Source organism: Agrobacterium sp. lyk4-40-TYG-31, from assembly GCF_030209855.1.
Classification (GTDB): domain Bacteria; phylum Pseudomonadota; class Alphaproteobacteria; order Rhizobiales; family Rhizobiaceae; genus Agrobacterium; species Agrobacterium vaccinii.
In genome coordinates this window covers 605,171-624,786 of the sequence record NZ_JARVRE010000005.1, presented here as the reverse complement: position 1 = coordinate 624,786, position 19,616 = coordinate 605,171, and the positions used below count along the sequence as shown (strand labels likewise).

General features: G+C 57.8%; 26 protein-coding genes and 1 tRNA gene. 23 read left to right on the top strand and 4 right to left on the bottom strand.

Features of this window, described 5'->3' with window-relative positions; genetic code table 11:
- The first annotated feature begins 84 nt into the window (after positions 1-84).
- The 8 genes from QRN55_RS13445 (at position 85) to QRN55_RS13410 (ending at position 4,336) form a co-directional block, all read left to right on the top strand.
- Positions 85-1,341: an oxidoreductase gene (locus QRN55_RS13445; RefSeq protein WP_284777049.1), complete on the top strand. Its 1,257-nt coding sequence runs from the start codon at positions 85-87 to the stop codon at positions 1,339-1,341.
- A 252-nt stretch (positions 1,342-1,593) separates the two neighbouring features.
- Positions 1,594-1,767: a hypothetical protein gene (locus QRN55_RS13440; RefSeq protein ID WP_284777048.1), complete on the top strand. Its 174-nt coding sequence runs from the start codon at positions 1,594-1,596 to the stop codon at positions 1,765-1,767.
- Positions 1,767-2,480 (top strand): HD domain-containing protein, encoded by a 714-nt coding sequence (locus tag QRN55_RS13435; RefSeq protein WP_284777047.1) that lies wholly within the window; start codon positions 1,767-1,769, stop codon positions 2,478-2,480. Before QRN55_RS13440 ends, QRN55_RS13435 begins: the two co-directional genes overlap by 1 nt.
- Positions 2,480-2,779, top strand: coding sequence for a hypothetical protein (locus QRN55_RS13430; protein WP_284777046.1), 300 nt, complete (start codon positions 2,480-2,482; stop codon positions 2,777-2,779). Before QRN55_RS13435 ends, QRN55_RS13430 begins: the two co-directional genes overlap by 1 nt.
- Positions 2,776-3,210 (top strand): hypothetical protein, encoded by a 435-nt coding sequence (locus QRN55_RS13425; RefSeq protein ID WP_284777045.1) that lies wholly within the window; start codon positions 2,776-2,778, stop codon positions 3,208-3,210. Before QRN55_RS13430 ends, QRN55_RS13425 begins: the two co-directional genes overlap by 4 nt.
- Complete coding sequence (locus QRN55_RS13420; RefSeq protein ID WP_284777044.1) at positions 3,211-3,411, top strand: hypothetical protein; 201 nt, start codon at positions 3,211-3,213, stop codon at positions 3,409-3,411. It begins immediately after the preceding gene.
- Positions 3,408-3,872: a hypothetical protein gene (locus tag QRN55_RS13415; RefSeq protein ID WP_284777043.1), complete on the top strand. Its 465-nt coding sequence runs from the start codon at positions 3,408-3,410 to the stop codon at positions 3,870-3,872. Before QRN55_RS13420 ends, QRN55_RS13415 begins: the two co-directional genes overlap by 4 nt.
- Positions 3,869-4,336: a dATP/dGTP diphosphohydrolase domain-containing protein gene (locus tag QRN55_RS13410; protein WP_284777042.1), complete on the top strand. Its 468-nt coding sequence runs from the start codon at positions 3,869-3,871 to the stop codon at positions 4,334-4,336. The genes QRN55_RS13415 and QRN55_RS13410 overlap by 4 nt, the downstream gene beginning before the upstream one ends.
- Positions 4,337-4,712: 376 nt before the next feature.
- On the opposite strand, the gene QRN55_RS13405 is transcribed toward QRN55_RS13410, so the two are convergent.
- Positions 4,713-4,787 (bottom strand) — tRNA-Thr (locus QRN55_RS13405).
- A gap of 171 nt (positions 4,788-4,958) precedes the next feature.
- Here QRN55_RS13405 and QRN55_RS13400 point away from each other — a divergent pair.
- The 9 genes from QRN55_RS13400 to yacG all read left to right on the top strand — a co-directional run bounded on the left by QRN55_RS13400 (position 4,959) and on the right by yacG (position 10,820).
- Positions 4,959-5,183: a hypothetical protein gene (locus QRN55_RS13400; protein ID WP_284777041.1), complete on the top strand. Its 225-nt coding sequence runs from the start codon at positions 4,959-4,961 to the stop codon at positions 5,181-5,183.
- Between the two features lie 169 nt (positions 5,184-5,352).
- A complete protein-coding gene (gene murA, locus QRN55_RS13395) occupies positions 5,353-6,645 on the top strand; it encodes a UDP-N-acetylglucosamine 1-carboxyvinyltransferase (RefSeq protein ID WP_111840861.1) in 1,293 nt (430 codons plus the stop codon).
- A gap of 123 nt (positions 6,646-6,768) precedes the next feature.
- Entirely contained in the window at positions 6,769-7,206 is a 438-nt protein-coding gene (locus QRN55_RS13390) for a DUF2948 family protein (protein ID WP_284777040.1), read from the top strand.
- A gap of 148 nt (positions 7,207-7,354) precedes the next feature.
- Positions 7,355-8,653 (top strand): histidinol dehydrogenase, encoded by a 1,299-nt coding sequence (gene hisD / locus QRN55_RS13385; RefSeq protein WP_284777039.1) that lies wholly within the window; start codon positions 7,355-7,357, stop codon positions 8,651-8,653.
- A 3-nt stretch (positions 8,654-8,656) separates the two neighbouring features.
- Entirely contained in the window at positions 8,657-9,130 is a 474-nt protein-coding gene (locus QRN55_RS13380; RefSeq protein ID WP_284777038.1) for a UPF0262 family protein, read from the top strand.
- 2 nt (positions 9,131-9,132) lie between these two features.
- Positions 9,133-9,612: an arsenate-mycothiol transferase ArsC gene (locus QRN55_RS13375; protein WP_284777037.1), complete on the top strand. Its 480-nt coding sequence runs from the start codon at positions 9,133-9,135 to the stop codon at positions 9,610-9,612.
- A gap of 105 nt (positions 9,613-9,717) precedes the next feature.
- Positions 9,718-9,936, top strand: coding sequence for a translation initiation factor IF-1 (infA, locus tag QRN55_RS13370; protein ID WP_027673809.1), 219 nt, complete (start codon positions 9,718-9,720; stop codon positions 9,934-9,936).
- Positions 9,937-9,966: 30 nt separating this feature from the next.
- Positions 9,967-10,590 carry a Maf-like protein gene (locus QRN55_RS13365; protein ID WP_111840865.1) on the top strand — a complete coding sequence of 208 codons (624 nt, stop codon included), beginning with the start codon at positions 9,967-9,969 and terminating at the stop codon, positions 10,588-10,590.
- A gap of 5 nt (positions 10,591-10,595) precedes the next feature.
- On the top strand, positions 10,596-10,820 hold the full coding sequence (yacG, locus tag QRN55_RS13360; protein WP_111840866.1) for a DNA gyrase inhibitor YacG: 225 nt from the start codon (positions 10,596-10,598) through the stop codon (positions 10,818-10,820).
- A 74-nt stretch (positions 10,821-10,894) separates the two neighbouring features.
- Here the strand turns inward: yacG and QRN55_RS13355 are convergent, their stop codons facing one another.
- A complete protein-coding gene (locus QRN55_RS13355; protein ID WP_284777035.1) occupies positions 10,895-13,087 on the bottom strand; it encodes a DUF1217 domain-containing protein in 2,193 nt (730 codons plus the stop codon).
- Between the two features lie 284 nt (positions 13,088-13,371).
- Between QRN55_RS13355 and flhA the strand changes: the two genes are divergently transcribed.
- The 6 genes from flhA to QRN55_RS13325 are packed head-to-tail and all read left to right on the top strand — an operon-like array spanning position 13,372 to position 18,142.
- Positions 13,372-15,462 carry a flagellar biosynthesis protein FlhA gene (gene flhA, locus QRN55_RS13350; RefSeq protein WP_233122550.1) on the top strand — a complete coding sequence of 697 codons (2,091 nt, stop codon included), beginning with the start codon at positions 13,372-13,374 and terminating at the stop codon, positions 15,460-15,462.
- Positions 15,459-16,211, top strand: a complete 753-nt coding sequence (gene fliR / locus QRN55_RS13345) for a flagellar biosynthetic protein FliR (protein ID WP_284777034.1) — start codon at positions 15,459-15,461, stop codon at positions 16,209-16,211. Before flhA ends, fliR begins: the two co-directional genes overlap by 4 nt.
- Positions 16,212-16,219: 8 nt before the next feature.
- Positions 16,220-16,627 (top strand): hypothetical protein, encoded by a 408-nt coding sequence (locus tag QRN55_RS13340; protein WP_111840870.1) that lies wholly within the window; start codon positions 16,220-16,222, stop codon positions 16,625-16,627.
- A gap of 40 nt (positions 16,628-16,667) precedes the next feature.
- Complete coding sequence (locus tag QRN55_RS13335) at positions 16,668-17,222, top strand: rod-binding protein (RefSeq protein WP_112498875.1); 555 nt, start codon at positions 16,668-16,670, stop codon at positions 17,220-17,222.
- Between the two features lie 21 nt (positions 17,223-17,243).
- On the top strand, positions 17,244-17,609 hold the full coding sequence (locus QRN55_RS13330; RefSeq protein WP_111840872.1) for a hypothetical protein: 366 nt from the start codon (positions 17,244-17,246) through the stop codon (positions 17,607-17,609).
- The gene (locus QRN55_RS13325; protein WP_112498874.1) at positions 17,606-18,142 is read left to right on the top strand and encodes a hypothetical protein; all 537 of its coding nucleotides are present in this window, start codon (positions 17,606-17,608) and stop codon (positions 18,140-18,142) included. Before QRN55_RS13330 ends, QRN55_RS13325 begins: the two co-directional genes overlap by 4 nt.
- 143 nt (positions 18,143-18,285) lie before the next feature.
- Here QRN55_RS13325 and fliP read toward each other — a convergent pair whose 3' ends face one another.
- Both fliP and QRN55_RS13315 read right to left on the bottom strand, forming a co-directional pair.
- Entirely contained in the window at positions 18,286-19,023 is a 738-nt protein-coding gene (gene fliP / locus QRN55_RS13320) for a flagellar type III secretion system pore protein FliP (RefSeq protein ID WP_111840874.1), read from the bottom strand.
- Positions 19,020-19,559: a flagellar basal body-associated FliL family protein gene (locus tag QRN55_RS13315; RefSeq protein ID WP_284777033.1), complete on the bottom strand. Its 540-nt coding sequence runs from the start codon at positions 19,557-19,559 to the stop codon at positions 19,020-19,022. Before QRN55_RS13315 ends, fliP begins: the two co-directional genes overlap by 4 nt.
- Positions 19,560-19,616: the final 57 nt, after the last annotated feature.

Sequence of the window (19,616 nt, the reverse complement as noted above, 5' to 3'; positions counted from 1 at the left end):
TTGGGGCGACCTATCGGCGAGCGAGATCGCCACTCTTTCCTATACCATGGCCGACGCAATGCTCGTAGCTCGAAAGGCAAGACTATGACGCCCCTACCCAACGAAGAACTACGTCGAAGAGCCGACGCCTACCGTGAGCACGGCACGCTGATCAAAGCAGCCGCTGCCCTTGGTGTCGGCAAGTCTGCGCTGCACGATAGCATAAAACGCGCCGCCGAGGCTGGCCTTCTTGGCACTGAGCCGGTCCTGCCGGGATTTCGCATCAGCCGCATCAGCAATACGCCGAGCGGCACGTTCATCCAGCAGGCGCCGGAGCGCGGTGAGAAATTTGCTGTACCGACCGGCCACGTTGTCAGAGGCGTGTCGGCTCTCGTCGATTCTGAAGGGCACATTATCCAGCAGTGGCAGAAGACGGCGGTGGAGACAGAAGGCCAGATCGTTGCCTTCCGCGCGATGGTCGAAGGCCTCAAGGAAGACCTGCCGCGCATTGCAAGCATGCCCGCGCCGCAGCATGTCGAAGAAGAACTGCTGAACCAGTTCGTTGTTACCGACAGCCATTTCGGAATGCTCGCTCACCGCGAGGAGACAGGTGCTGACTACGATCTCCGTCTGGCCGAGCAGTTGCTGCTGGATTGGTTTGCCGCCGCTGTGGCAGGCGCTCCGCAGGCGCATACAGCCGTTCTAGCGCAGCTTGGGGATCTACTGCACCATGATGCACTTGAGAGCGTCACGCCTGCGCATAAGCATGTTCTGGATGCTGATTCTCGCCTCCATAAGGTGGTTCGCGTTGTCATCCGCACGTTGCGCCGCGTCGTCGACATGTTGCTCCAAAAGCACAAGCACGTTCATGTCGTCATGGCATCGGGCAACCATGATCCCGCCTCCTCGGTATGGGTGCGCGAGCTGTTGGCTACTATCTACGAGAACGAGCCGCGCGTGACCGTCGATACCAGCCCGATGCTCTACTACGCCTACAAGTGGGGCGATACGGCGCTATTTTATCACCACGGACACAAGCGTGGCGTGGCGCAGGTTGATGCGACACTTGCGGGCATGTTCCGCGAGATGTTCGGCCAATCTAAATACGCCTTCGCCCACGTCGGCCACCTGCACAGTGATGAGGGCCGCAAGTCGGCGCTTATGTATGTCGAACGCCACGAGACGCTTGCTGCGCCTGACGCATACGCCGCTGGTGGGGGATGGCTCTCCGGACGATCTGCCAAAGTCATCACATACTCGCGCCGATATGGCGAAGTGGCTCGCGCCACTCTGCGGCCGGAGATGGTTGCGGGTCGGTACGCGGCTGCGAACGACAATGATCCGGTGAGGGCGGTGGTGTGAAATCAAAATTTTCCGTAGGCGATGTCGTCGAGCGCATATCTGGTGGAGACTGGTTTGGAATGCGTAACGGGGACAGAGGAGCGGTAACCGAGGTCAGGGAAACCTCGGTTAATTGGCACCAAATAAGGGTCGAAGGATTCGACGGACTGTACAGCGATTTTAGGTTCCGAAAAGTCGCTTAATTAGGACCTAGAAACTCACCCCGCCAGCCAACAACTGGCGGTCAACCACCACACCACTGAGGAGACTTAAATGACAAAAATGTACGACCCGCCAGGCGGATGGCGTCATGGCTTTCCGAAGCAATACAAGCCTTTTGCCGGTGAGACGCTGGAGGGCACGCTTGTCCGCGACGGATACCCCGAAAAGGACGCTGGCCTTGGTGCCAAGCATTGCAGATTCTGGGATCAGAAGGAGGCCGCGTGATGGGATCTATAACTAGAGAAATCGCGCTTCATCAGATGGCGCAAGAGGATGATGTATTCACCACCTTCGCCCCGCTCGACAAATACGTGGCCGCCAACGATAACCATGAAGGCCAGTGGATTCCCGACTGCAGCAACCCTGCCTCGCGCGGCGTGTTTGTGCCAGCCGAGCCGCCACGCGTCGGCGACTTCATGCAGACCTACACCGGCCGCCAGTACTGGCCTTGCGACCCCCAGCCGCATGAAGTCTACATCGAGGACATTGCGCACTCGCTCAGCCTGCAATGCCGATATGCGGGCCACTGCCGGAACTTCTACTCAGTCGCAGAGCACTCAGTTCTCATCGCTCGCAGCCTTGCCGCAACCCACGCGCCGGAGGTTGCCCTGGCTGGCCTTCTGCACGATGCACCAGAAGCATACTGCGTGGACATTCCTCGCCCGCTCAAGCCTTATCTGACGAACTATAAGGGTATCGAGCAAAAGAACTGGCTGGCTATCGCGGCACGGTTTCAGATTGACCGCGAGCTGCCCGACGAAGTCCACGATGCGGACAACCGCATCATCGCCGACGAGCTCGTCAACCTTGTGCCAATGCCTTGGCATGCGCGACACAATAACCCGCTGGGTGTGAAGCTGCGGTACTGGTCGCCGGAGAAGGCGGAGCAAGAGTTCATGGCGACGTTTGAGGCGTTGATGGCGGGGAGGGCGGCTTGATGGCTGAGGGCATGATGGCGCGATTGCTGCGCAAAGCGTTGAGCCGACTGGTGAACCTGACGCCAAACGTAATCTACTATTCGTCGGTGTGGGCCGTCCGTATCAATGGAAAGCTTGAACAAATCTCTCGTGAGAAGGCTAGTCCGTCTGGGCTTTCAACAGCGGCGGTAGCCATGGCTTGTGCCATGCACGACAATTTGCCCAACCTCGGCGACGAAGCAGAAATGACTTTAACCGGTGTTTCAAGCGGCGAGAAGGTGCTTGGCGACTTTACCGTGACGCTGCGGAGGGCCGCATGACCCAGTACGTTCTTCTGAAAAGAGACCTCTACGAATGCCCCGGCCATCAAGGCTACACCGGAATTCGCGACAAGGCGGGCCGGTGGGCTGAGGAAGAAATTAGGGCGGCAGGCTACTCCATAGCAAATGTCTACAATCATCTCTATCGCGAGCACTATGCGATCCCGGCAGACGTCGCGCCAGAATTCACCAATGAGTGCTTCCACGATCTTTCTCTCGCGCATCTGCGGGGGAAGGTTGAGCGGTTGCAGGAAGCGCTGACGCCTAGCGGAGAAACCAAGTCCGCGTACATCGGCGAGTTCAGCTTTGGGATTGAAGACAGGGACGAAGATGACGAGGAATGCACCCGAAACGTTGTCGTCCCGTGGACGACCGTGAAGGAGATCATGGGTGCGATCCGCGAGCGGGCAGAGATGAAGGAGGCGGCATAGATGAAGCGCTTAGTTGTCCACCCGGAAGGCTGGCCTTGCAGTTACGCAGAGTGCCGACCGGGACTATTCCTGCACAGCGATATGATCGGCCTCAAGTCTGAATACGGAGGAGAGGGATACTGTGACAGCGGTGAGGCCTTCGTGAAGGTCGATGGGGACGTCCAGCCCGTCACTTACGTCTGGGAGGTGTACGAGGAATGAGCATCAAACCCGGCGACGAAGTGATCTGCATCGATGACTCCACCCTTCCAGAGCAATACCTCGGCATTCGTGCCGGGGAGACCTACACAGCAACGTGGGTCGGTATGTGCCGCACGTATCTCGGCGGCGACTATGCTGGCATCAGGCTGGCGGGCGTGAACCGGGGAGTGTGCCCGCAGTTCGGCGAGGAGGATCCACCGTTTGCGCTGCGTCGATTTAGGCCGGTAGTGAAGCCTTTAGTGGAAAGCAGGAAGAAGATTGAGGAGAGCACGGCAGAAGACAACCGGCCGCGATACACTACCGCACGACTTCGCTATGAGGTTGGCGAGGCAAAGGCGTATGCGCGGCGTGAGGCTTTTAAGGAGGCTGCGAAGATAGCGGATCAATACATCGGTATGGGCTGGACTGGCAGCGAGCTGCCGGAAGCGATTCGGAAAGCAGCACTGAAGGAGACGGCATGACCATCACGTCCAAAGACACCGGCTGCCTCACAGCCGTTCCGGCGAATGATAACGCTGTGGTTCCGGTAGAGCTCGTACCTCTGGCCGAAGCGATCGGCAAACTGCCATCATCAAACCCGAAGCGTGTTTTCGGCGTGAAGAAGCCGTCGGCACAATTCATCCCACCGGTGGCCATAATTGAGGAAAGCGTTGTCATGGCACTCGGCGCTGCCAAATACGGCGCATTCAATTGGCAAAACGATCCTGTCGATGCCACCACCTACTACAGCGCGGCGATCCGCCATTTACTGCAATGGTTCTCAGGTGAGGATATCGATCCAGAGAGCGGCGCGTCACACCTAGCGCATGTTCGGGCCTGTATGGGCATTCTGCTGGATGCTAAGGCGGCAGGAACGCTGATCGATGACCGGCCAAAGTGCGCGTCAGCTAGTGAGGCTGTTGAGCGGTTGAAGGCGGCGGCGTGACATATCCGCGAAGCATTCACTTGCGCGAGACAGCACAAAGGGCCGCTCGATATTTCAGGGAGCAGAACTTCGATGGCCTGGAAAGAGCTGTAATTTCCGCATGCGGCACAATGCTATTCGTAGACGCCACTGAATACGAGATGTCTGTCATGAGGGACGCAGCGAGAAAAGAAGCGTCGAATCGACCACGTCGCTAACACCAAAACCCTGCCACTAACGACGGCGGGGTTTTTCTTTATCTGCAGCCCAAAAACGCTGTACAGATTTTGTACGAAACCGAGTGTTTTTCGGTGCATTTTCATGCTTTGTTCCGTACGCAAGAGACGGAGAGCGCTAAGCCGCACCTTGATAAATCATTGATTTCTTTACAGTAAAATGGTGCTGCGAAAGAGGATTGAACTCTCGACCTCTCCCTTACCAAGGGAGTGCTCTACCACTGAGCTACCGCAGCATCCGATGCCGAAGCAGGTGCTTCACATCAAGTTGGGGCCTATTGCCATAGGTTTATGACGAGCGCAAGCCGCAATTTGAGACTTCGTCATTCCATTCAGTAAAAATCGATGGTGAGCCAAAAGCCGGTGGGGGCTATTGAAAAGGCGGAAATTCGGCTAGGGATGCGGATATGGATAAGGATCACGATGTTTTAGCGGATAATGCGGCGGTGCCTTCCGGCCGGAACGGTCCCGGCGACCGAGCGAAGCGGCAGGAGGCTGAGCGCAAGGCGCGGGCGGCGAAGAAGCTGCGCGAAAACCTTGCGCGCCGCAAAAGCCAAGCGCGGGCGCGCCGGGCAGGCGAAGCGGATGAGACAATCGGTCTGCCTGCCGCAAAAACGGACGAATCGTGCTGACAAGAAATATGCATCAGAAATTTGAAATGGAATTGCGTTTCCTCTACTGCATAATCCAAGGGATCACGCGGCAGACCCGCCGCTAAAGCCATTTCAGCTAGATATCTCGAACGAACGCTCGTTCGTTGCAAGCACTCAGGAAAGGCGGGCGCAATGCCCGTAGGGACGTATGGATCGCATCAGAATAACCGGCGGGAACGAACTCAACGGCATTATCCCCATTTCAGGCGCAAAGAACGCGGCTTTGCCTCTGATGATTGCGTCATTGATGACGAGCGATACGCTGACGCTGGAAAACGTGCCGCATCTGGCAGACGTCGAGCAGCTCATCCGCATTCTGGGCAACCACGGTGTCGATATTTCGGTCAATGGCCGTCGCGAAAGCCAGGGCGAGGGCTATTCCCGCACCGTGCATTTCACCTGCCGCACCATCGTAGACACCACGGCTCCCTATGAGCTCGTGTCGAAGATGCGCGCAAGCTTCTGGGTTATCGGCCCGCTTCTGGCGCGTAACGGCCAAGCACGTGTCTCCCTGCCCGGCGGCTGCGCCATCGGCACCCGCCCGGTGGATCTGTTTATCGAAGGCCTCGAGGCACTTGGTGCCAAGATGGAAATCGACGGCGGCTATATCAATGCGACGGCTCCATCAGGCGGTCTTATCGGCGCGACCTACACATTCCCGAAAGTCTCGGTCGGCGCAACGCATGTAATGTTGATGGCGGCATCGCTGGCACGCGGGACCACGGTCATTCACAACGCGGCTCGTGAGCCTGAAGTGGTCGATCTTGCCGATTGCCTCAAGGCCATGGGTGCGAAAATCGAAGGTGCCGGGACCTCCACCATCACCATCGAAGGTGTCACCTCGCTGTCCGGCGCCCGCCACCGCGTGCTGCCCGACCGTATTGAAACCGGCACCTATGCCATGGCGGTTGCCATGACGGGTGGCGATGTTCTCTTGGAAGGCACGCGCGCGTCGCTGCTCGACAATGCGCTCGACACGCTGAAGCTTGCCGGTGCGACCATCACGGAAACGGAGTCCGGCTTGCGCGTGGTGCGCAATGGCAATGGCATCCACCCCGTGGATGTGGTGACGGAGCCGTTCCCCGGTTTCCCGACAGACCTTCAGGCGCAGTTCATGGCGCTGATGACGATGGCGCAGGGTGTTTCGCATATTACCGAGACGATTTTCGAAAACCGCTTCATGCATGTGCAGGAACTGGCGCGTCTGGGCGCGAAGATTTCTCTCTCTGGTCAGATGGCCCGCATCGAAGGCGTATCTCGCCTCAAGGGTGCACCGGTCATGGCAACAGATTTACGCGCCTCGGTATCGCTGGTCATTGCCGGTCTGGTTGCGGAAGGCGAGACGATGGTGTCGCGCGTCTACCACCTTGACCGTGGCTTCGAGCGGCTGGAAGAAAAGCTCAACCGCTGCGGCGCGCAGGTCGAGCGCGTCAGCGACTAATACTGTCCTTTCATCGAGGCCCGCTGGTTGCAGATCGGGCCTCGACTGCCTATCTCCAAGTCATATTTGGATATAGGCGGCCCTCTTGTGCAGAGGACTCCGCGCAAGGAGGGCATAGACACGATGAGTGGCCTTAAATTGATGGCGCTGGATGGGGAAGACCTCTCCGTTATTTCGACGCACATGCAGGACAGCGTCTTCAAGCTGAAAGACGTGTCCTTCGACCGCAAGCACGGTCAGTTTCTTCTCTCCGCCAACCGTTTCGTGTGGGAAAGCGTGGCCAAAAAGGGTCAAGCGCCGGAACGCTGCCGTAGCGTGCTGGCGCTGAAGCGGGTCGGCAATGTCCGGTCCAACGGGTTCAACCGCGACAACCGCGAAGAAGTACATTCGCTGCTGGCGGTGCAGTTCAGCCAGAACGGTGAAGGACCTGACGGGACGGTGGAATTGACGCTTTCCGGCGGTGGCGCGATAGCGCTTGATGTGGAATGCATCGAGGCGCAATTGGCCGATGTTAGCGGTGGTTGGGAAACGGCGTCCAAGCCGCACCACCCGGAAGACTGAACCAATCCATTTCTTATCATCCAAGCGGACAGGAATTGCCTTGCCCGCCTGTTTTAATTTATGCCACATACCCAAGAGCGCATGCGTCAGCATGCAGGACAAGCATTTTGCCCCGCCCATTGGACGGGGCCGCAAGAGGGTAGGTTACGTGGCAATCTGGCTGGAGCAGGCGTCTCAGGATTTCGAACAGGCTTTCGCAGCGTTTTTGACGACCAAGAGAGAAGTGTCCGAAGACGTCAATGCTGTCGTGCGCGAGATTATCGACGATGTCCGCAGCCGGGGCGATGAAGCGCTAGCCCATTACTCTTTGAAGTTCGACAAGCTGGATTTCTCCAAGATTTCCATGCGGGTTACCGCGCAGGAAATAGACGAGGCCATTGCACAGGTCGATCCCGCCGTTCTGGATGCATTGAAGCTCGCAGCCGAGCGCATCGAAAAGCACCACGCTCGGCAGATGCCGAAAGACGACATCTACGAAGACGATATCGGCGTGGGCCTGGGGTCCCGCTGGACGGCGATCGAGGCGGTCGGGCTTTATGTGCCGGGCGGCACGGCGAGTTATCCAAGCTCGGTGCTGATGAATGCGGTTCCGGCCAAAGTCGCGGGCGTCGAGCGTGTGGTCATGGTGGTGCCGGCGAATGGTGGTGTCATCAACCCGGCGGTTCTGGCGGCGGCGCGCATTGCGGGCGTGGAAGAAATCTACCGCATCGGTGGTGCGCAGGCGGTTGCCGCTCTGGCCTATGGCACGAGCAGCATTGCGCCTGTTGCCAAGATCGTCGGCCCCGGCAATGCCTATGTCGCAGCCGCCAAGCGGCATGTTTTCGGCGCTGTCGGCATCGACATGATCGCCGGACCATCCGAAGTGCTTGTCATTGCCGACAAGAACAACAATCCTGAATGGCTGGCCGCCGACTTGCTTGCGCAGGCCGAGCATGACGAGGGTGCACAGTCCATTTTGATCACCGACGATGCCGAGTTGGGCAAAGCGGTGGAGCAGGCAGTGGAAAGACAGTTGAAGCTGCTGTCACGCGAAAAGACGGCGACCGCCAGCTGGCGCGATTTCGGCGCAATCATCCTGGTGGATGATCTTGCGAAATCTGTCCCCTTGGCCAACCGCATCGCTGCCGAACATCTGGAACTGGCGGTCGATGAACCCGACGCCCTGATGGCTGGCATCCGAAATGCAGGTGCGATCTTCGTCGGTCGCCATACGCCTGAAGTGATCGGTGATTATGTCGGCGGCTCTAACCATGTTCTGCCAACGGCGCGGTCTGCCCGTTTCTCGTCTGGCCTGTCGGTTCTGGATTTCGTCAAGCGCACGTCGATCCTGCGGCTGGGCGCGGAGCAGTTGCGGCAACTGGCTCCGGCTGCGATTACGCTCGCCCATTCCGAAGGGCTGGATGCGCATGCGCGCTCCGTCGCCATTCGTCTCAATCTGGAAGGGTGAGACATGGGGGCAGGGGATTTCAGGCTCTGCGATGTGGTTCTGGACGAGAGCATCGGCCGGTCCACGCCTGACGTGGAGCATGAACGTGCCGTTGCCATCTTCGACCTCATCGAGGAAAACTCGTTCGAGCCCGTGGGCCATTCGGGCGGTCCCTATCGGCTGAATATTTCGCTGGTGGATGCAAAGCTCGTCTTTACGATCAAGACCGAGAGCGATGAGGCCGTTGCGACCCATATCCTGTCGCTCACGCCGTTTCGCCGCATCATCAAAGACTATTTCATGATCTGCGAAAGCTATTATGAAGCCATCCGGTCCTCCACGCCAAGCCAGATCGAAGCCATCGACATGGGCAGGCGCGGTATTCACAATGATGGCTCGCAGACATTGATGGACCGTCTGTCGGGCAAGATAAAGGTGGATTTCGATACTGCGCGGCGTTTGTTTACGCTGGTGTGTGTGCTGTATTGGCGGGGCTAGAGATGCAGGACCCGGCGGCTGTCGACTTGAAAGACAAGGCGCCGCGCGCCATATTGTTCATGTGCGGCATGAATTCCATCCGCTCTCCCATGGCCGAAGTCATTGCAAAACAGGTGATTGCACCGGGTATCTACATCCAGTCGGCTGGCGTGCGCGCAGGTGAGCGCGACACTTTCGTGGATGCGGTACTGGATGAGGCGGGGCTGACGCTTGGAAAGCACAAGCCACGCACGCTGGACGAGATCGAGGACGACTTCTTCGACCTCATCATCACACTGACCCCGGAGGCGCACCACGCCGCACTGGAACTGACGCGGTCCAACGCGCTCGATGTCGTCTACTGGCCCACCATGGACCCAACGGTGGCCACGGGCACGCGAGAGCAGATACTGGAAGCTTACCGTGAGGTGCGGGAGCACCTGAAAAAGCTGATTTCGGAGCGCCTTCCGCAACGCGCCAGGCCATTTTCCGAGACACTTTAAAACGATTGACAATTTAGGTTCACAAATGTGCGGCGATTGTGTAGTTTCCGCGCAATTTTCCCGGACTGTTCAGCCCGGTAATATCAACAGGAAGAAAAACCCTATATGACCAAAGAAGAAGTCCTCGAGTTTCCGGGCGTCGTTACCGAACTTTTGCCGAATGCCACGTTCCGCGTGAAGCTGGAAAACGAACACGAAATCATTGCCCACACGGCTGGCCGCATGCGCAAGAACCGTATCCGCGTTCTGGCGGGCGACAAGGTGCTTGTCGAAATGACGCCATACGACCTGACCAAGGGTCGCATCACCTATCGTTTCAAGTAATCGACCGGCTGATCGGACGACTGGCAGAGCATGACAGACGCAAAACAAAAGCTGATTCTGGCTTCCGGGTCGCCACGCCGTCTTGAGCTTTTGCATCAGGTGGGCATCGAGCCTGCACGTCTGATGCCGATGGATATCGACGAGACACCCGCACGACTGGAGCATCCGCGCACGCTTTGCCGCAGGCTTTCCATGGCAAAGGCCGACGCCGCCTATAAGGCTGTGAAGGGTGAGCTTGCCTGGAAGGGTGCCTATGTGCTCGGCTCCGACACCGTGGTTGCCGTCGGTCGTCGCATCGTCGGCAAGGCGGAATATATCGAAGACGCGTCTGCCGCACTTCATCTTCTGTCGGGCCGCAGCCACTGGGTCTATACGGGCGTCTGCCTGATTACCCCCGGCGGCAAGGTGCGCCAGAAGGTCGTCGAGACCAAGGTGCGCTTCAAGCGACTTTCCCAGCACGAGATCGAAAACTACATCGCCTCGGGCCAATGGCGCGGCAAGGCGGGCGCCTATGGCATTCAGGGCATTGCCAGCTGCTTCGTGCAGAAGCTGACCGGCTCCTACACCAATGTCGTCGGCTTGCCGCTGTATGAAACGGTATCGCTGCTGACAGGTGAAGGTTTCGAGGTGGCATCCGCCTGGCAGGAGGGTTGATTTCCATGACAGACGACAACAAATCCACGGTCACGCCGCTGCGCAAGGCGCAGCCCTGCCCGGAATGCAAACGGCCGTCCACGCGTGAGGATTATCCGTTCTGCTCCGACCGCTGTCGCTCGCTCGATCTGTCGCGCTGGCTGAAAGGTTCCTATGCCATTCCGGTGGCCGACGACGAGAGCCAGGTGGATGGAACCGACGACCGCCGCCCGGGTGATGAGGATTATTAAGCTCACACAGCAGCATCATTGAAGCGCTTGGAAGAAGCCCGGACACCAGATGGCGTCCCGGGCTTTTTTAATGCTTATCTGGCTGACAGCTGAGCGACCGCCAGAAGCGTGTCCGCGCTGATCGACGTACCGGTATTGCTCGTCAGGATCGACAGGGACGACGATGTCGAATTGCTGTTCTGGAGATCGTAGAGCGCGGTGAAGCGCTTGAGAAGCTTGTTCACATATTCAGGGTCTTGAAGCTGCGTCAGGTCAACGAACTTGTTGACCATCTCGGCCTGTTTGGTCACGTCCATGTTGGCGATGGAGCTGGGCAGGCTGAAGGTGGTTTTGAAGAACTGGAACAAGGCGTCGTCGCTGAGGAAGCTGTAGGCGCTGGTAATGGTGGGCGCTGCGCGCTCGAAATACATGGCCAGCCGCACGCCTGCATTGCTTGCGCCCTGCTGCTCTTCCAGCGTCTGCTGGAAATAATGATTGGTCGTTTCCAGAAGGGCGCCACGTTGCTGCCCGCCGATCGAGGCATCGGCGTTCAGCTTTCCCTTGTCATCGAAGTTGAAGGAGCTGACAAGCTCGGCCAACCTGTTGTTTTCCTGCGTGTTGACGAAGCTCTTCGGATCGGAAAGATCGGAAGCGAACATTCTCTTGAGGTCGGCAGGCTCGACACTTTTGGGGTCTACTCCGCTGCCCACAAGCATGAAGTTCGTCAAACGGCTGTCGGCCAGAAGTTCGTCCACCGTCTTGATGGACTTCATCTTGTCCTTGTAATACTCGACTTCCGTCTCGGCCTTCGTATTCGCCGCCTGCTTGGCCTGGCCTGATAGAGTTCGCACCATGCTGGCCTTGTAATCGTCAGCCAGCTTGTTGGTCATGCTTTCGGATTGCGCCAGCAGCGGTGCCTTCAATTCTCCATCGCTGGTGAAGTTGAAAGCCTTGTTGAGCTCCACGAAGCGCTCGTCTTTCAACGAGTTGACGTAACTTTTCTTGTCAGACACGTCGCTGGTCAGAACACGTTTCAATTCGGACTGACTGACCTCATCGGGGTCGATGCCGAACGCTCTCAGCGCCACGTCCCATACCTCGGTGACGTTGTTATTCTTCTGGTCGTCGTCCTTTTTGTTGGAGACGAAGAAGTCATCGATATTCTCGTAGCTGGAAATCCGTGCCTCGTAGTTGGCAACTGCGGCGGTGCGTGCCGCGGATTCGTTGGCGGAAAATGCCGTGTTGTAGAGTTTGGCAACGGCACTGGTCTGCGTTGCCGTTTGCGCCGTGTCGCCAGCGGCCAGCGTGCCATCGGTCTGGAAATTGAACTGGTCGAGCAACGCGGTGTTGCCGTAAGTGGTCGCGAAATTCTCGCTCGACATCAGGCTGGCGACACTGCTGGACAGCATTGTGGAACTCAGACTGAAGGCCGTCTTGACGTAGGCCAGAACACGGCTGTCTGACACCAGTTCGGTCGCGGTGGTCGCCTTCGCAACGCTCTTTTCGAAATACCGATTGTTCGCATCGGACAGAGTCTTCGAATTGAATGTCGAATTATTGAAGACATAGTCCAGCTTCAAATCTTCGGTCTGGTCTGCCGTCTGGGCCGTGATGCCGCTATCGAGTGTGCCATCGGCATTGAAGTTGAAGGCTTCCGCAAGCGTCTTCCAGGCCTTATTCTTCGCCTGATTGGCGACACTGTTTTCGTCATCAAGATCGCTGGTCAGGACCTGTTTCAGATAGCTTTTGGAAACGAACTCGGAATCCAGGCCGACCGCATCGAGCATGTAGGACTGAAGCCTGCTGTTTTTAAGCAGGTCATCCACGCTGGTGATCGTGCCGATCTTGCTGGCGAAATAGGTCGATTCATCCTTGATCGACTTTTCTTCTGCCGCAAACGAGGCGGTGTAGGCATCGGTCAGGCTGGTGGCCTGGGCGGAATTCTGCGCGGCCTTCTTGTCACCGGCGAAGTTGAAGACCTCGGCGAACTGCACATAACGCTTGTCGGTTAGCGAATTGGCAAAGCTGGCGCTATCGGTAAGATCGCTCTCCAGAACCTTGCGCATGAAGGCTTTGCCGTAGGTCATGTCTTCAAGGCCATAGGCCTTCATCGCATAGGAATAGAGCTTGTAGTCGCCGAGAAACTCATCGACCGTCGTGACCTTGCCGATGTTTTCCTTGTAATACGCCGTGTCCTTCGCCACCGAGGACTGACTGGCCACCGTTGCAAGCGATGACTTCAGATCCCGGTTTACGGTCAGATAACTTGCATAGGTGGAAATCGCCATCGGTAGCCTTGCAGGGTTAGGCCTTACGTCATGGCCAGCGTGCACGCTCTCATCGCGCGAATAACTTCACATAAGATATTACAAAATTGGTGTGAACCAAAGCCTAAATTTGGGGTGAAGGGGTATGTTTGCTCACAAGGTGGCATCCGCCAATCCATCCACTCTCGCGCAAGCTTGGATGCTTAAATGTCGGGCGTCGATCTCTGTCCAATGGGTCGGCAGGCTTTTCCATGAGAGAAAAGCCGTGACGCTTCTACAAGTTCTCATGAAGAGATGGAGTTAGAATGGCTGCGCCTTCGAGCATATTGCCCCTTCCCAAAGTCGCCGCACGCGGTCGCGACATCGGGTTTGCCGTCGGCATCGTGTCCATTCTGTGTATTCTCTTCCTGCCGATTCCGGTCTTTATGATCGATATGGGACTGGCGTTCTCGATTGCGTTTTCCGTCCTTATCCTGATGGTGTCGTTGTGGATTCAGCGCCCGCTGGACTTCTCGTCCTTCCCGACGATCCTTCTGATTTCGACCATGATCCGTCTGGCGCTCAACATCGCGACCACGCGCGTCATCTTGTCTCACGGCAATGAGGGTCACAGTGCTGCGGGTGGGGTCATTGCGGGCTTCTCCAGCCTCGTCATGTCCGGCGACTTCGTCATCGGTTTGATCGTCTTCCTCATCCTCATCGTGGTGAACTTCATCGTCATCACCAAGGGTGCGACGCGTATCGCGGAAGTCGGCGCGCGCTTCACCCTCGACGCCATTCCCGGCAAGCAGATGTCGATCGATGCTGACTTGTCTGCCGGTATCATCAACGAAAAAGAAGCCCAGCTTCGCCGCCGCGAACTCGAAGAAGAAAGCGCCTTCTACGGTGCGATGGACGGTGCGTCCAAGTTCGTTCGTGGTGATGCGGTCGCGGGCCTTCTCATCACCGCCATCAACATCTGCGGCGGCATCATCATCGGTGTTTTCCGTCACGGCATGCCGATCGGTGAAGCTGCCGACGTGTTCGTCAAACTGTCGGTCGGTGATGGTATCGTCTCGCAGGTTCCGGCGCTGATCGTCTCGCTGGCCGCAGGTTTGATCATCACTCGTGGTGGCGCGCAGGGCTCCACCGACACGGCCGTCATCAACCAGTTGAGCGGATATCCAAAGGCCCTCGGCGTTGCCGCAGGCCTGATGTTCGTTCTGTCGCTCATTCCGGGCCTGCCCTTCATACCGTTCTGTTTCCTGGGCGGCATGCTGGCCTTCGGCGCATGGTTCATTCCCCGGCAGTTGGCGGAAGCCAAGAACGCAGAGCGCATTGCCGAAGAACAGCAGACGACCAAGACCGAGGAAGCGGAAAAGGACACCGTCAAGAACTCCCTGCGCACCACCGAAATCGAACTGGCGCTGGGCAAGCAGGTCTCGCCACGCCTGCTGGGTGCGCATCAGGAACTGGGATTCCGTGTCGGCAAGATGCGCAAGAAGTTTGCCACGCAATACGGTTTCGTCGTGCCGGAAATCAAGGTCACTGACGATATCGCCATTCCCGACAAATCCTATCAGATCAGAATTCACGGCACGACGGTTGCCGCAAGCACCTTGCGCGTCGGTGAAGTTCTCGTCATCACCGGCAAGGGTCGCAGGCCCTCGGTGCCGGGTGACGAGGTTCGCGAACCCGCTTTCGGCATGCCAGCGGTCTCGGTGCTGGAAAACTTCGTGGAAGACCTCAAGCGCGAGGGCTTCCACCCCATCGACAATATTTCAGCCCTTTTGACCCACGTCAGCGAAGTCATCCGCAACAACCTGCCGATGCTGCTGTCCTACAAGGACGTCAAGGTGCTGATCGATCGTCTGGACCCGGAATACAAGAAGCTCGCCGACGAAATCTGCTCCTCGCATATGTCCTATTCCGGTCTGCAGGCCATCTTGAAGCTGCTGCTGGCCGAGCGCGTGTCGATCCGCAATCTTCACCTCATTCTCGAAGCGGTCGCGGAACTTGCGCCGCATCTTCGCCGCACGGAGCAGATCGTCGAACACGTTCGCATCCGCATGGCACAGCAGATTTGCGGCGATCTTTCCGACAATGGCGTGTTGCGCGTGCTGCGACTGGGCACGAAGTGGGACGTGGTGTTCCAACAGGCCATCAAGCGCGATCCGAAGGGCGAAGTCATCGAGTTCGACATCGATCCGCGTCAGGTGGAAGAGTTCTCCAACGAAGCCAGCAAAGTAATCCGTGAATACATGGATGTCGGCCTGCCATTCGTACTTGTCACCTTGCCGGAAACCCGGTCATATGTGCGCATGATTACCGAACGACTCTTCAGCACGCTGCCGGTGCTGTCCCACGTCGAACTCGCCAAGGGCACGGAAATAAAGATACTCGGCTCGATCTCATGATCTCAGACCCGCAGGGAACGGTTGTGGCATTGTTTTTGGCATTTTGCCGGATCGGTGCCTGCTTGATGGTGATGCCGGGGTTCTCCTCGGCGCGCGTTCCCATGCAAATCCGCCTACTGCTCGCCATGGCCCTCGCCATGGCGATTTTGCCATTGCTGTGGGACACGATCTACCCGGTGGTGAAGTCCGATCCCGTGACGATCCTCAAATTCATTTTCTTCGAATTCATGGTCGGCGCCACCTTCGGCATGATCGCCCATCTCTATGTGCTGGGAATGCAGTTCGCCGCAACGGCCATGGGCACGGCCATCTCGTTTACCGGCCCGCCGGCTCAGGATGTGTTGGAAGATACCTCGGAAAACCAGCTGGCGAGCATGCTGTCCTACGGCGTGCTGCTGCTTCTGTTCATTCTCGATTTCCACCATGTCGTCTTCCGCGCCATCGTCGAGTCCTACGTGACCATTCCGCTGGGCGGTGCCATGAGCGTGCAGCGCATGCTGATCTCGCTGACGGACACGCTGGTCGCCTCGATGAATGTGGCTTTGCGCGTGGCGAGCCCGTTTATTCTCTATGGTTTCCTCTTCAACGTGGCGATCGGCCTGATCAACAAGCTGGCGCCGCAGATCCCTGTCTACTTCATCTCCACGCCCTATGCGCTGGGCGGGGGGCTGCTGCTGCTCTACTTCGGCATCGGGGCGCTGGTGAACCAGTTCGTCACCGGCTTCTTCCGTGTCTTTGGCAATATGTGAGGTCGGTGATGGACGATTCGAAATCCAAGAAGCTCAACCGTCTGGTCAAGGTGCAGGGGCACCTGAAACAGATGGCTGAAAACGAGCTTGCCATCACCACCCGCGAGCGCAACGAGATCGCCGAGAAGATCGATGCGCTGAGCGGTTATCTGACCTCGCTCGACCCGATGCACCAGCAGATGCTCAAGCATTACGCCACCCGCCACGGCAGGCTGATGTCGCGTGATGTGCGCCTTGAGGCGATCGAAAAGGCGCAGGAACAGCACGTTCTGAAAGAGACGAAAAAGGGCGAGCGTCTGGAAGACAAGCGCGATGCTGCCCGCGCCGACGAGCAGCGCGTGCGCGAAGACAACAGCGTCTATGAGATGATCGATCTCCAGATGAGCCTGAAAGACACCAGCCTCCAGCAAGGTTAGGCAGGTATCGTCATCCGATTAAAACGGAAAGGATGACGACGTGGCCATTTCTCCTCCAAGCGATCTCGTGCTTGATGTCGTGAATGCGGCGGACCCTACACAGCTGGTCGCTGCGCGGGAAAAACTGAGTTCGCTCGGTGCTGCGCGTCAAGCGTCGGTGCTGACGGCCAGCAATGCGGGCTTCGAGTCTGCCATCAACAGCATCGACACGGCAGCGGGCAAGGCGGGCGTCGGCAACATCCACCACGTCAAGTCCGACGAAAAGATACCTGAGACCTATCGCAAGTTCGAGGCAAGCGTTCTGTCCACGATGCTTCAGAATATGATGCCGAAGGAAAGCGAAGAGGTTTACGGCAAAGGTTCTGCCGGTGACTTCTGGAAAAGCATGATGGCCGAGCAGATGGCGGATGCCGTTTCCAAGCGCGGCGGCATCGGCATTGCCGAGCAGGCTTATAATCAGGCCATGCAGAAGGTGCGCAATGCCGAAGCACCCACCAAGATGAACGAGGACGACAAGAGCCTTGCCGTCAGCATGGTGACTGACTTCCAGCGGCGCACATTTTCTGTAGCCGAAACCAACAAGACTGAAAGCTAAGCGGCGGAGCGCTGAAATATCATGGAAATTGTAAACAACGACTACAGAACACAGGCTATTCTCGGCCGCCTCGAAACGGTGATCGACAACGAGAACCAGCGGATTGGCAAGGATCCGGATTTCGACTTCAAGACGTCCAACGCCCATAAGAGCCGCTGCCTCTACGAACTCAGCATGCTGCTGCGCGATGTCGACGGTGCCAAGATCGCTGCGGCGCACAAGCGTCAGATTCTCGACATCAAGGCAAAGCTTGCCATCAACACCCGTCGTGTCGAAGCCAATCTCTTCGCCGTCAAGGCCGTGGTCGATCTGTTGAAGACCGCTGCCAAGCGTGCTGAAGACGACGGCACCTACTCGCTGCAACAGTTCGCAAGTGGGGCGCAATGATCAAGCTGATCGCGACCGGGATATGGATTCTCGTCGTAACACTCGGCGGCGTTTATGCCGCCGTGACATTCGGTAATAAGGGTGGAGCAGACAAGAGCGCCGAAGTCGTTCAGCCGCCGCATTTCGTGCAAAGCGAAACGGTGACATTGCCCGTGGTGGCCGATGGCAAAGTGTCCGGCTACTTCCTCGTGCGCGCCAGCCTTCAGGTCGATGACGAAGCGCTGAAGGACCTCAAGGTTCCGGTTCCGACCTTTCTGACCGATGAGCTCTATACGCTTCTGGTCGGCGACAAGCTGGTGAACGTCAAGGACGCCGATAAGTTCGACGTCAACGGTTTCAAGGCAAGGATCAAGGACGGTCTCAACGCGCGGATGGAAAAGCCGCTCGTCAAGCAGGTCCTCATCGAGCAGATGGATTTCATCTCGAAGGAAGAGATCGAGGCGAGAAACCCCAATGCCAAGCCGAAGAAGATCGTTGTCGATACCGACCCCGAGCCGCCGAAGCCCGCCGGTGCTGCCAGTTCCGGCCACTGATCAATCGATCTTCATCCATGCGAATTCAGTCGCCCGAACTGCGTCATGTCAGTTCGGGCGGTTTTGTTTCATCTGGATGGTTGATCATGAAAAAGATGAGGTCGGAAGCCCGGCGCTAACACGGTTTCGTGGCGCGCGCTTCGTCAGTAGAACGATCTGACCAGCGAGCCGACCAGCAGGTTCCAGCCGTCGATCAGCACGAAGAACAGAATCTTGAACGGCAGCGAGATCGAGGTTGGCGGCAGCATCATCATCCCCATGGCCATGGTGATGGTGGCGACCACCATGTCGATGACGAGGAACGGGAGGATTATGAGGAAGCCGATTTCGAAGCCGCGACGGATTTCCGACAGCATGAAGGCGGGGATGAGGACGCGATATTGCGGCACGGTGCCGTTCATCGTTTCCTGCCCGCGCTCATTTGCGAGGTCCACGAAAAGCGCAAGATCCTTGGGGCGGGTATTGGCGACCATGAAGGTGCGAAACGGCTCAGCACCGCGCTCTATAGCCACGGCCTCGGTAATCTGGTTTTGCAAAAGCGGCTGGATGCCATCCTGCCAGGACCGCTCGAATGTCGGTGCCATGACGTAGAAGGTCATGAACATCGCCATGCTGGTCAGGATCATGGTGGATGGGGTGGTGCCCAGACCCATGCCGGAACGCAGAATGGAGAATGCGATGATGAAGCGCGGAAAGCTCGTCACCATGATGAGGATGCCGGGCGCGATGGACAGAACCGTCAGCAGCCCGAAGGTCCGAATGATCCACGAGGCCGCAGACCCATCAAGCGGCAGATTGAGCAAATCCGCCGGCGTTTGTTGGGCGAGCGCAAGTCCCGGTGTAAGGACTATGACCAGCAGAAGGAAAAGTTTTCGAATCATTCTATCACAAAGGTTCTGAAGAGAACCTTGGATACGCGCCCTTTTGATCTGAGGTCAACGATTTCTCTCAGGTCATCCCTAAGATATTGAAAGCCGCGCGGGCCCTGAAGCTGCTGGAGAGAAACGGTTCTGAGGTAGGCCATCAGTTCCTGGTGCAAATCCTGAGCCATGCCGGTGTCGCCGGGGCCGTTGAATTGCAGCGCAAGTTCGAGCCTGATCCAGTTGTCGGTGGGGTAACCGAGATTGGTGACGATGGGATCGAGCGCGATCAGGCTGGGTCCAGCAGCACCCGCCGCGCCATGCTCGCCACCGGCAGCAGGAGCTGCATGACCACCCTCTGCGGCAGCAGCCGGGGCGTGTTCCGTAGCAGGCGGGACCACCGGTGTTGCGGCAACCGGGGCCGCCGGAACTAGCAGCGTGTTGCCCACGAACCAGCCACCGCCGATACCCAGAAGCGAGAGCACGGCAATGGCCCCCGCCGTCACTACGATGGACGGCTTCTTCGGTGCGGCAGGTTCGGTTGTCGTGAGGCTCATGATCGCTTCTAACGTCTGTCTTGGATGACAGCCCCTGCGGAATGCAAGGGGCCGGAT

Excerpts from the sequence above, each read along its gene's own strand:
- QRN55_RS13445 (WP_284777049.1), top strand. The coding sequence starts at position 85 with ATGACGCCCCTACCCAACGAAGAACTACGTCGAAGAGCCGACGCCTAC.
- QRN55_RS13440 (WP_284777048.1), top strand. The coding sequence starts at position 1,594 with ATGACAAAAATGTACGACCCGCCAGGCGGATGGCGTCATGGCTTTCCG.
- QRN55_RS13435 (WP_284777047.1), top strand. The coding sequence starts at position 1,767 with ATGGGATCTATAACTAGAGAAATCGCGCTTCATCAGATGGCGCAAGAG.
- QRN55_RS13430 (WP_284777046.1), top strand. The coding sequence starts at position 2,480 with ATGGCTGAGGGCATGATGGCGCGATTGCTGCGCAAAGCGTTGAGCCGA.
- QRN55_RS13425 (WP_284777045.1), top strand. The coding sequence starts at position 2,776 with ATGACCCAGTACGTTCTTCTGAAAAGAGACCTCTACGAATGCCCCGGC.
- QRN55_RS13420 (WP_284777044.1), top strand. The coding sequence starts at position 3,211 with ATGAAGCGCTTAGTTGTCCACCCGGAAGGCTGGCCTTGCAGTTACGCA.
- QRN55_RS13415 (WP_284777043.1), top strand. The coding sequence starts at position 3,408 with ATGAGCATCAAACCCGGCGACGAAGTGATCTGCATCGATGACTCCACC.
- QRN55_RS13410 (WP_284777042.1), top strand. The coding sequence starts at position 3,869 with ATGACCATCACGTCCAAAGACACCGGCTGCCTCACAGCCGTTCCGGCG.
- QRN55_RS13400 (WP_284777041.1), top strand. The coding sequence starts at position 4,959 with ATGGATAAGGATCACGATGTTTTAGCGGATAATGCGGCGGTGCCTTCC.
- murA (WP_111840861.1), top strand. The coding sequence starts at position 5,353 with ATGGATCGCATCAGAATAACCGGCGGGAACGAACTCAACGGCATTATC.
- QRN55_RS13390 (WP_284777040.1), top strand. The coding sequence starts at position 6,769 with ATGAGTGGCCTTAAATTGATGGCGCTGGATGGGGAAGACCTCTCCGTT.
- QRN55_RS13380 (WP_284777038.1), top strand. The coding sequence starts at position 8,657 with ATGGGGGCAGGGGATTTCAGGCTCTGCGATGTGGTTCTGGACGAGAGC.
- QRN55_RS13375 (WP_284777037.1), top strand. The coding sequence starts at position 9,133 with ATGCAGGACCCGGCGGCTGTCGACTTGAAAGACAAGGCGCCGCGCGCC.
- infA (WP_027673809.1), top strand. The coding sequence starts at position 9,718 with ATGACCAAAGAAGAAGTCCTCGAGTTTCCGGGCGTCGTTACCGAACTT.
- QRN55_RS13365 (WP_111840865.1), top strand. The coding sequence starts at position 9,967 with ATGACAGACGCAAAACAAAAGCTGATTCTGGCTTCCGGGTCGCCACGC.
- yacG (WP_111840866.1), top strand. The coding sequence starts at position 10,596 with ATGACAGACGACAACAAATCCACGGTCACGCCGCTGCGCAAGGCGCAG.
- QRN55_RS13355 (WP_284777035.1), bottom strand. The coding sequence starts at position 13,087 with ATGGCGATTTCCACCTATGCAAGTTATCTGACCGTAAACCGGGATCTG.
- flhA (WP_233122550.1), top strand. The coding sequence starts at position 13,372 with ATGGCTGCGCCTTCGAGCATATTGCCCCTTCCCAAAGTCGCCGCACGC.
- fliR (WP_284777034.1), top strand. The coding sequence starts at position 15,459 with ATGATCTCAGACCCGCAGGGAACGGTTGTGGCATTGTTTTTGGCATTT.
- QRN55_RS13340 (WP_111840870.1), top strand. The coding sequence starts at position 16,220 with ATGGACGATTCGAAATCCAAGAAGCTCAACCGTCTGGTCAAGGTGCAG.
- QRN55_RS13330 (WP_111840872.1), top strand. The coding sequence starts at position 17,244 with ATGGAAATTGTAAACAACGACTACAGAACACAGGCTATTCTCGGCCGC.
- QRN55_RS13325 (WP_112498874.1), top strand. The coding sequence starts at position 17,606 with ATGATCAAGCTGATCGCGACCGGGATATGGATTCTCGTCGTAACACTC.
- fliP (WP_111840874.1), bottom strand. The coding sequence starts at position 19,023 with ATGATTCGAAAACTTTTCCTTCTGCTGGTCATAGTCCTTACACCGGGA.
- QRN55_RS13315 (WP_284777033.1), bottom strand. The coding sequence starts at position 19,559 with ATGAGCCTCACGACAACCGAACCTGCCGCACCGAAGAAGCCGTCCATC.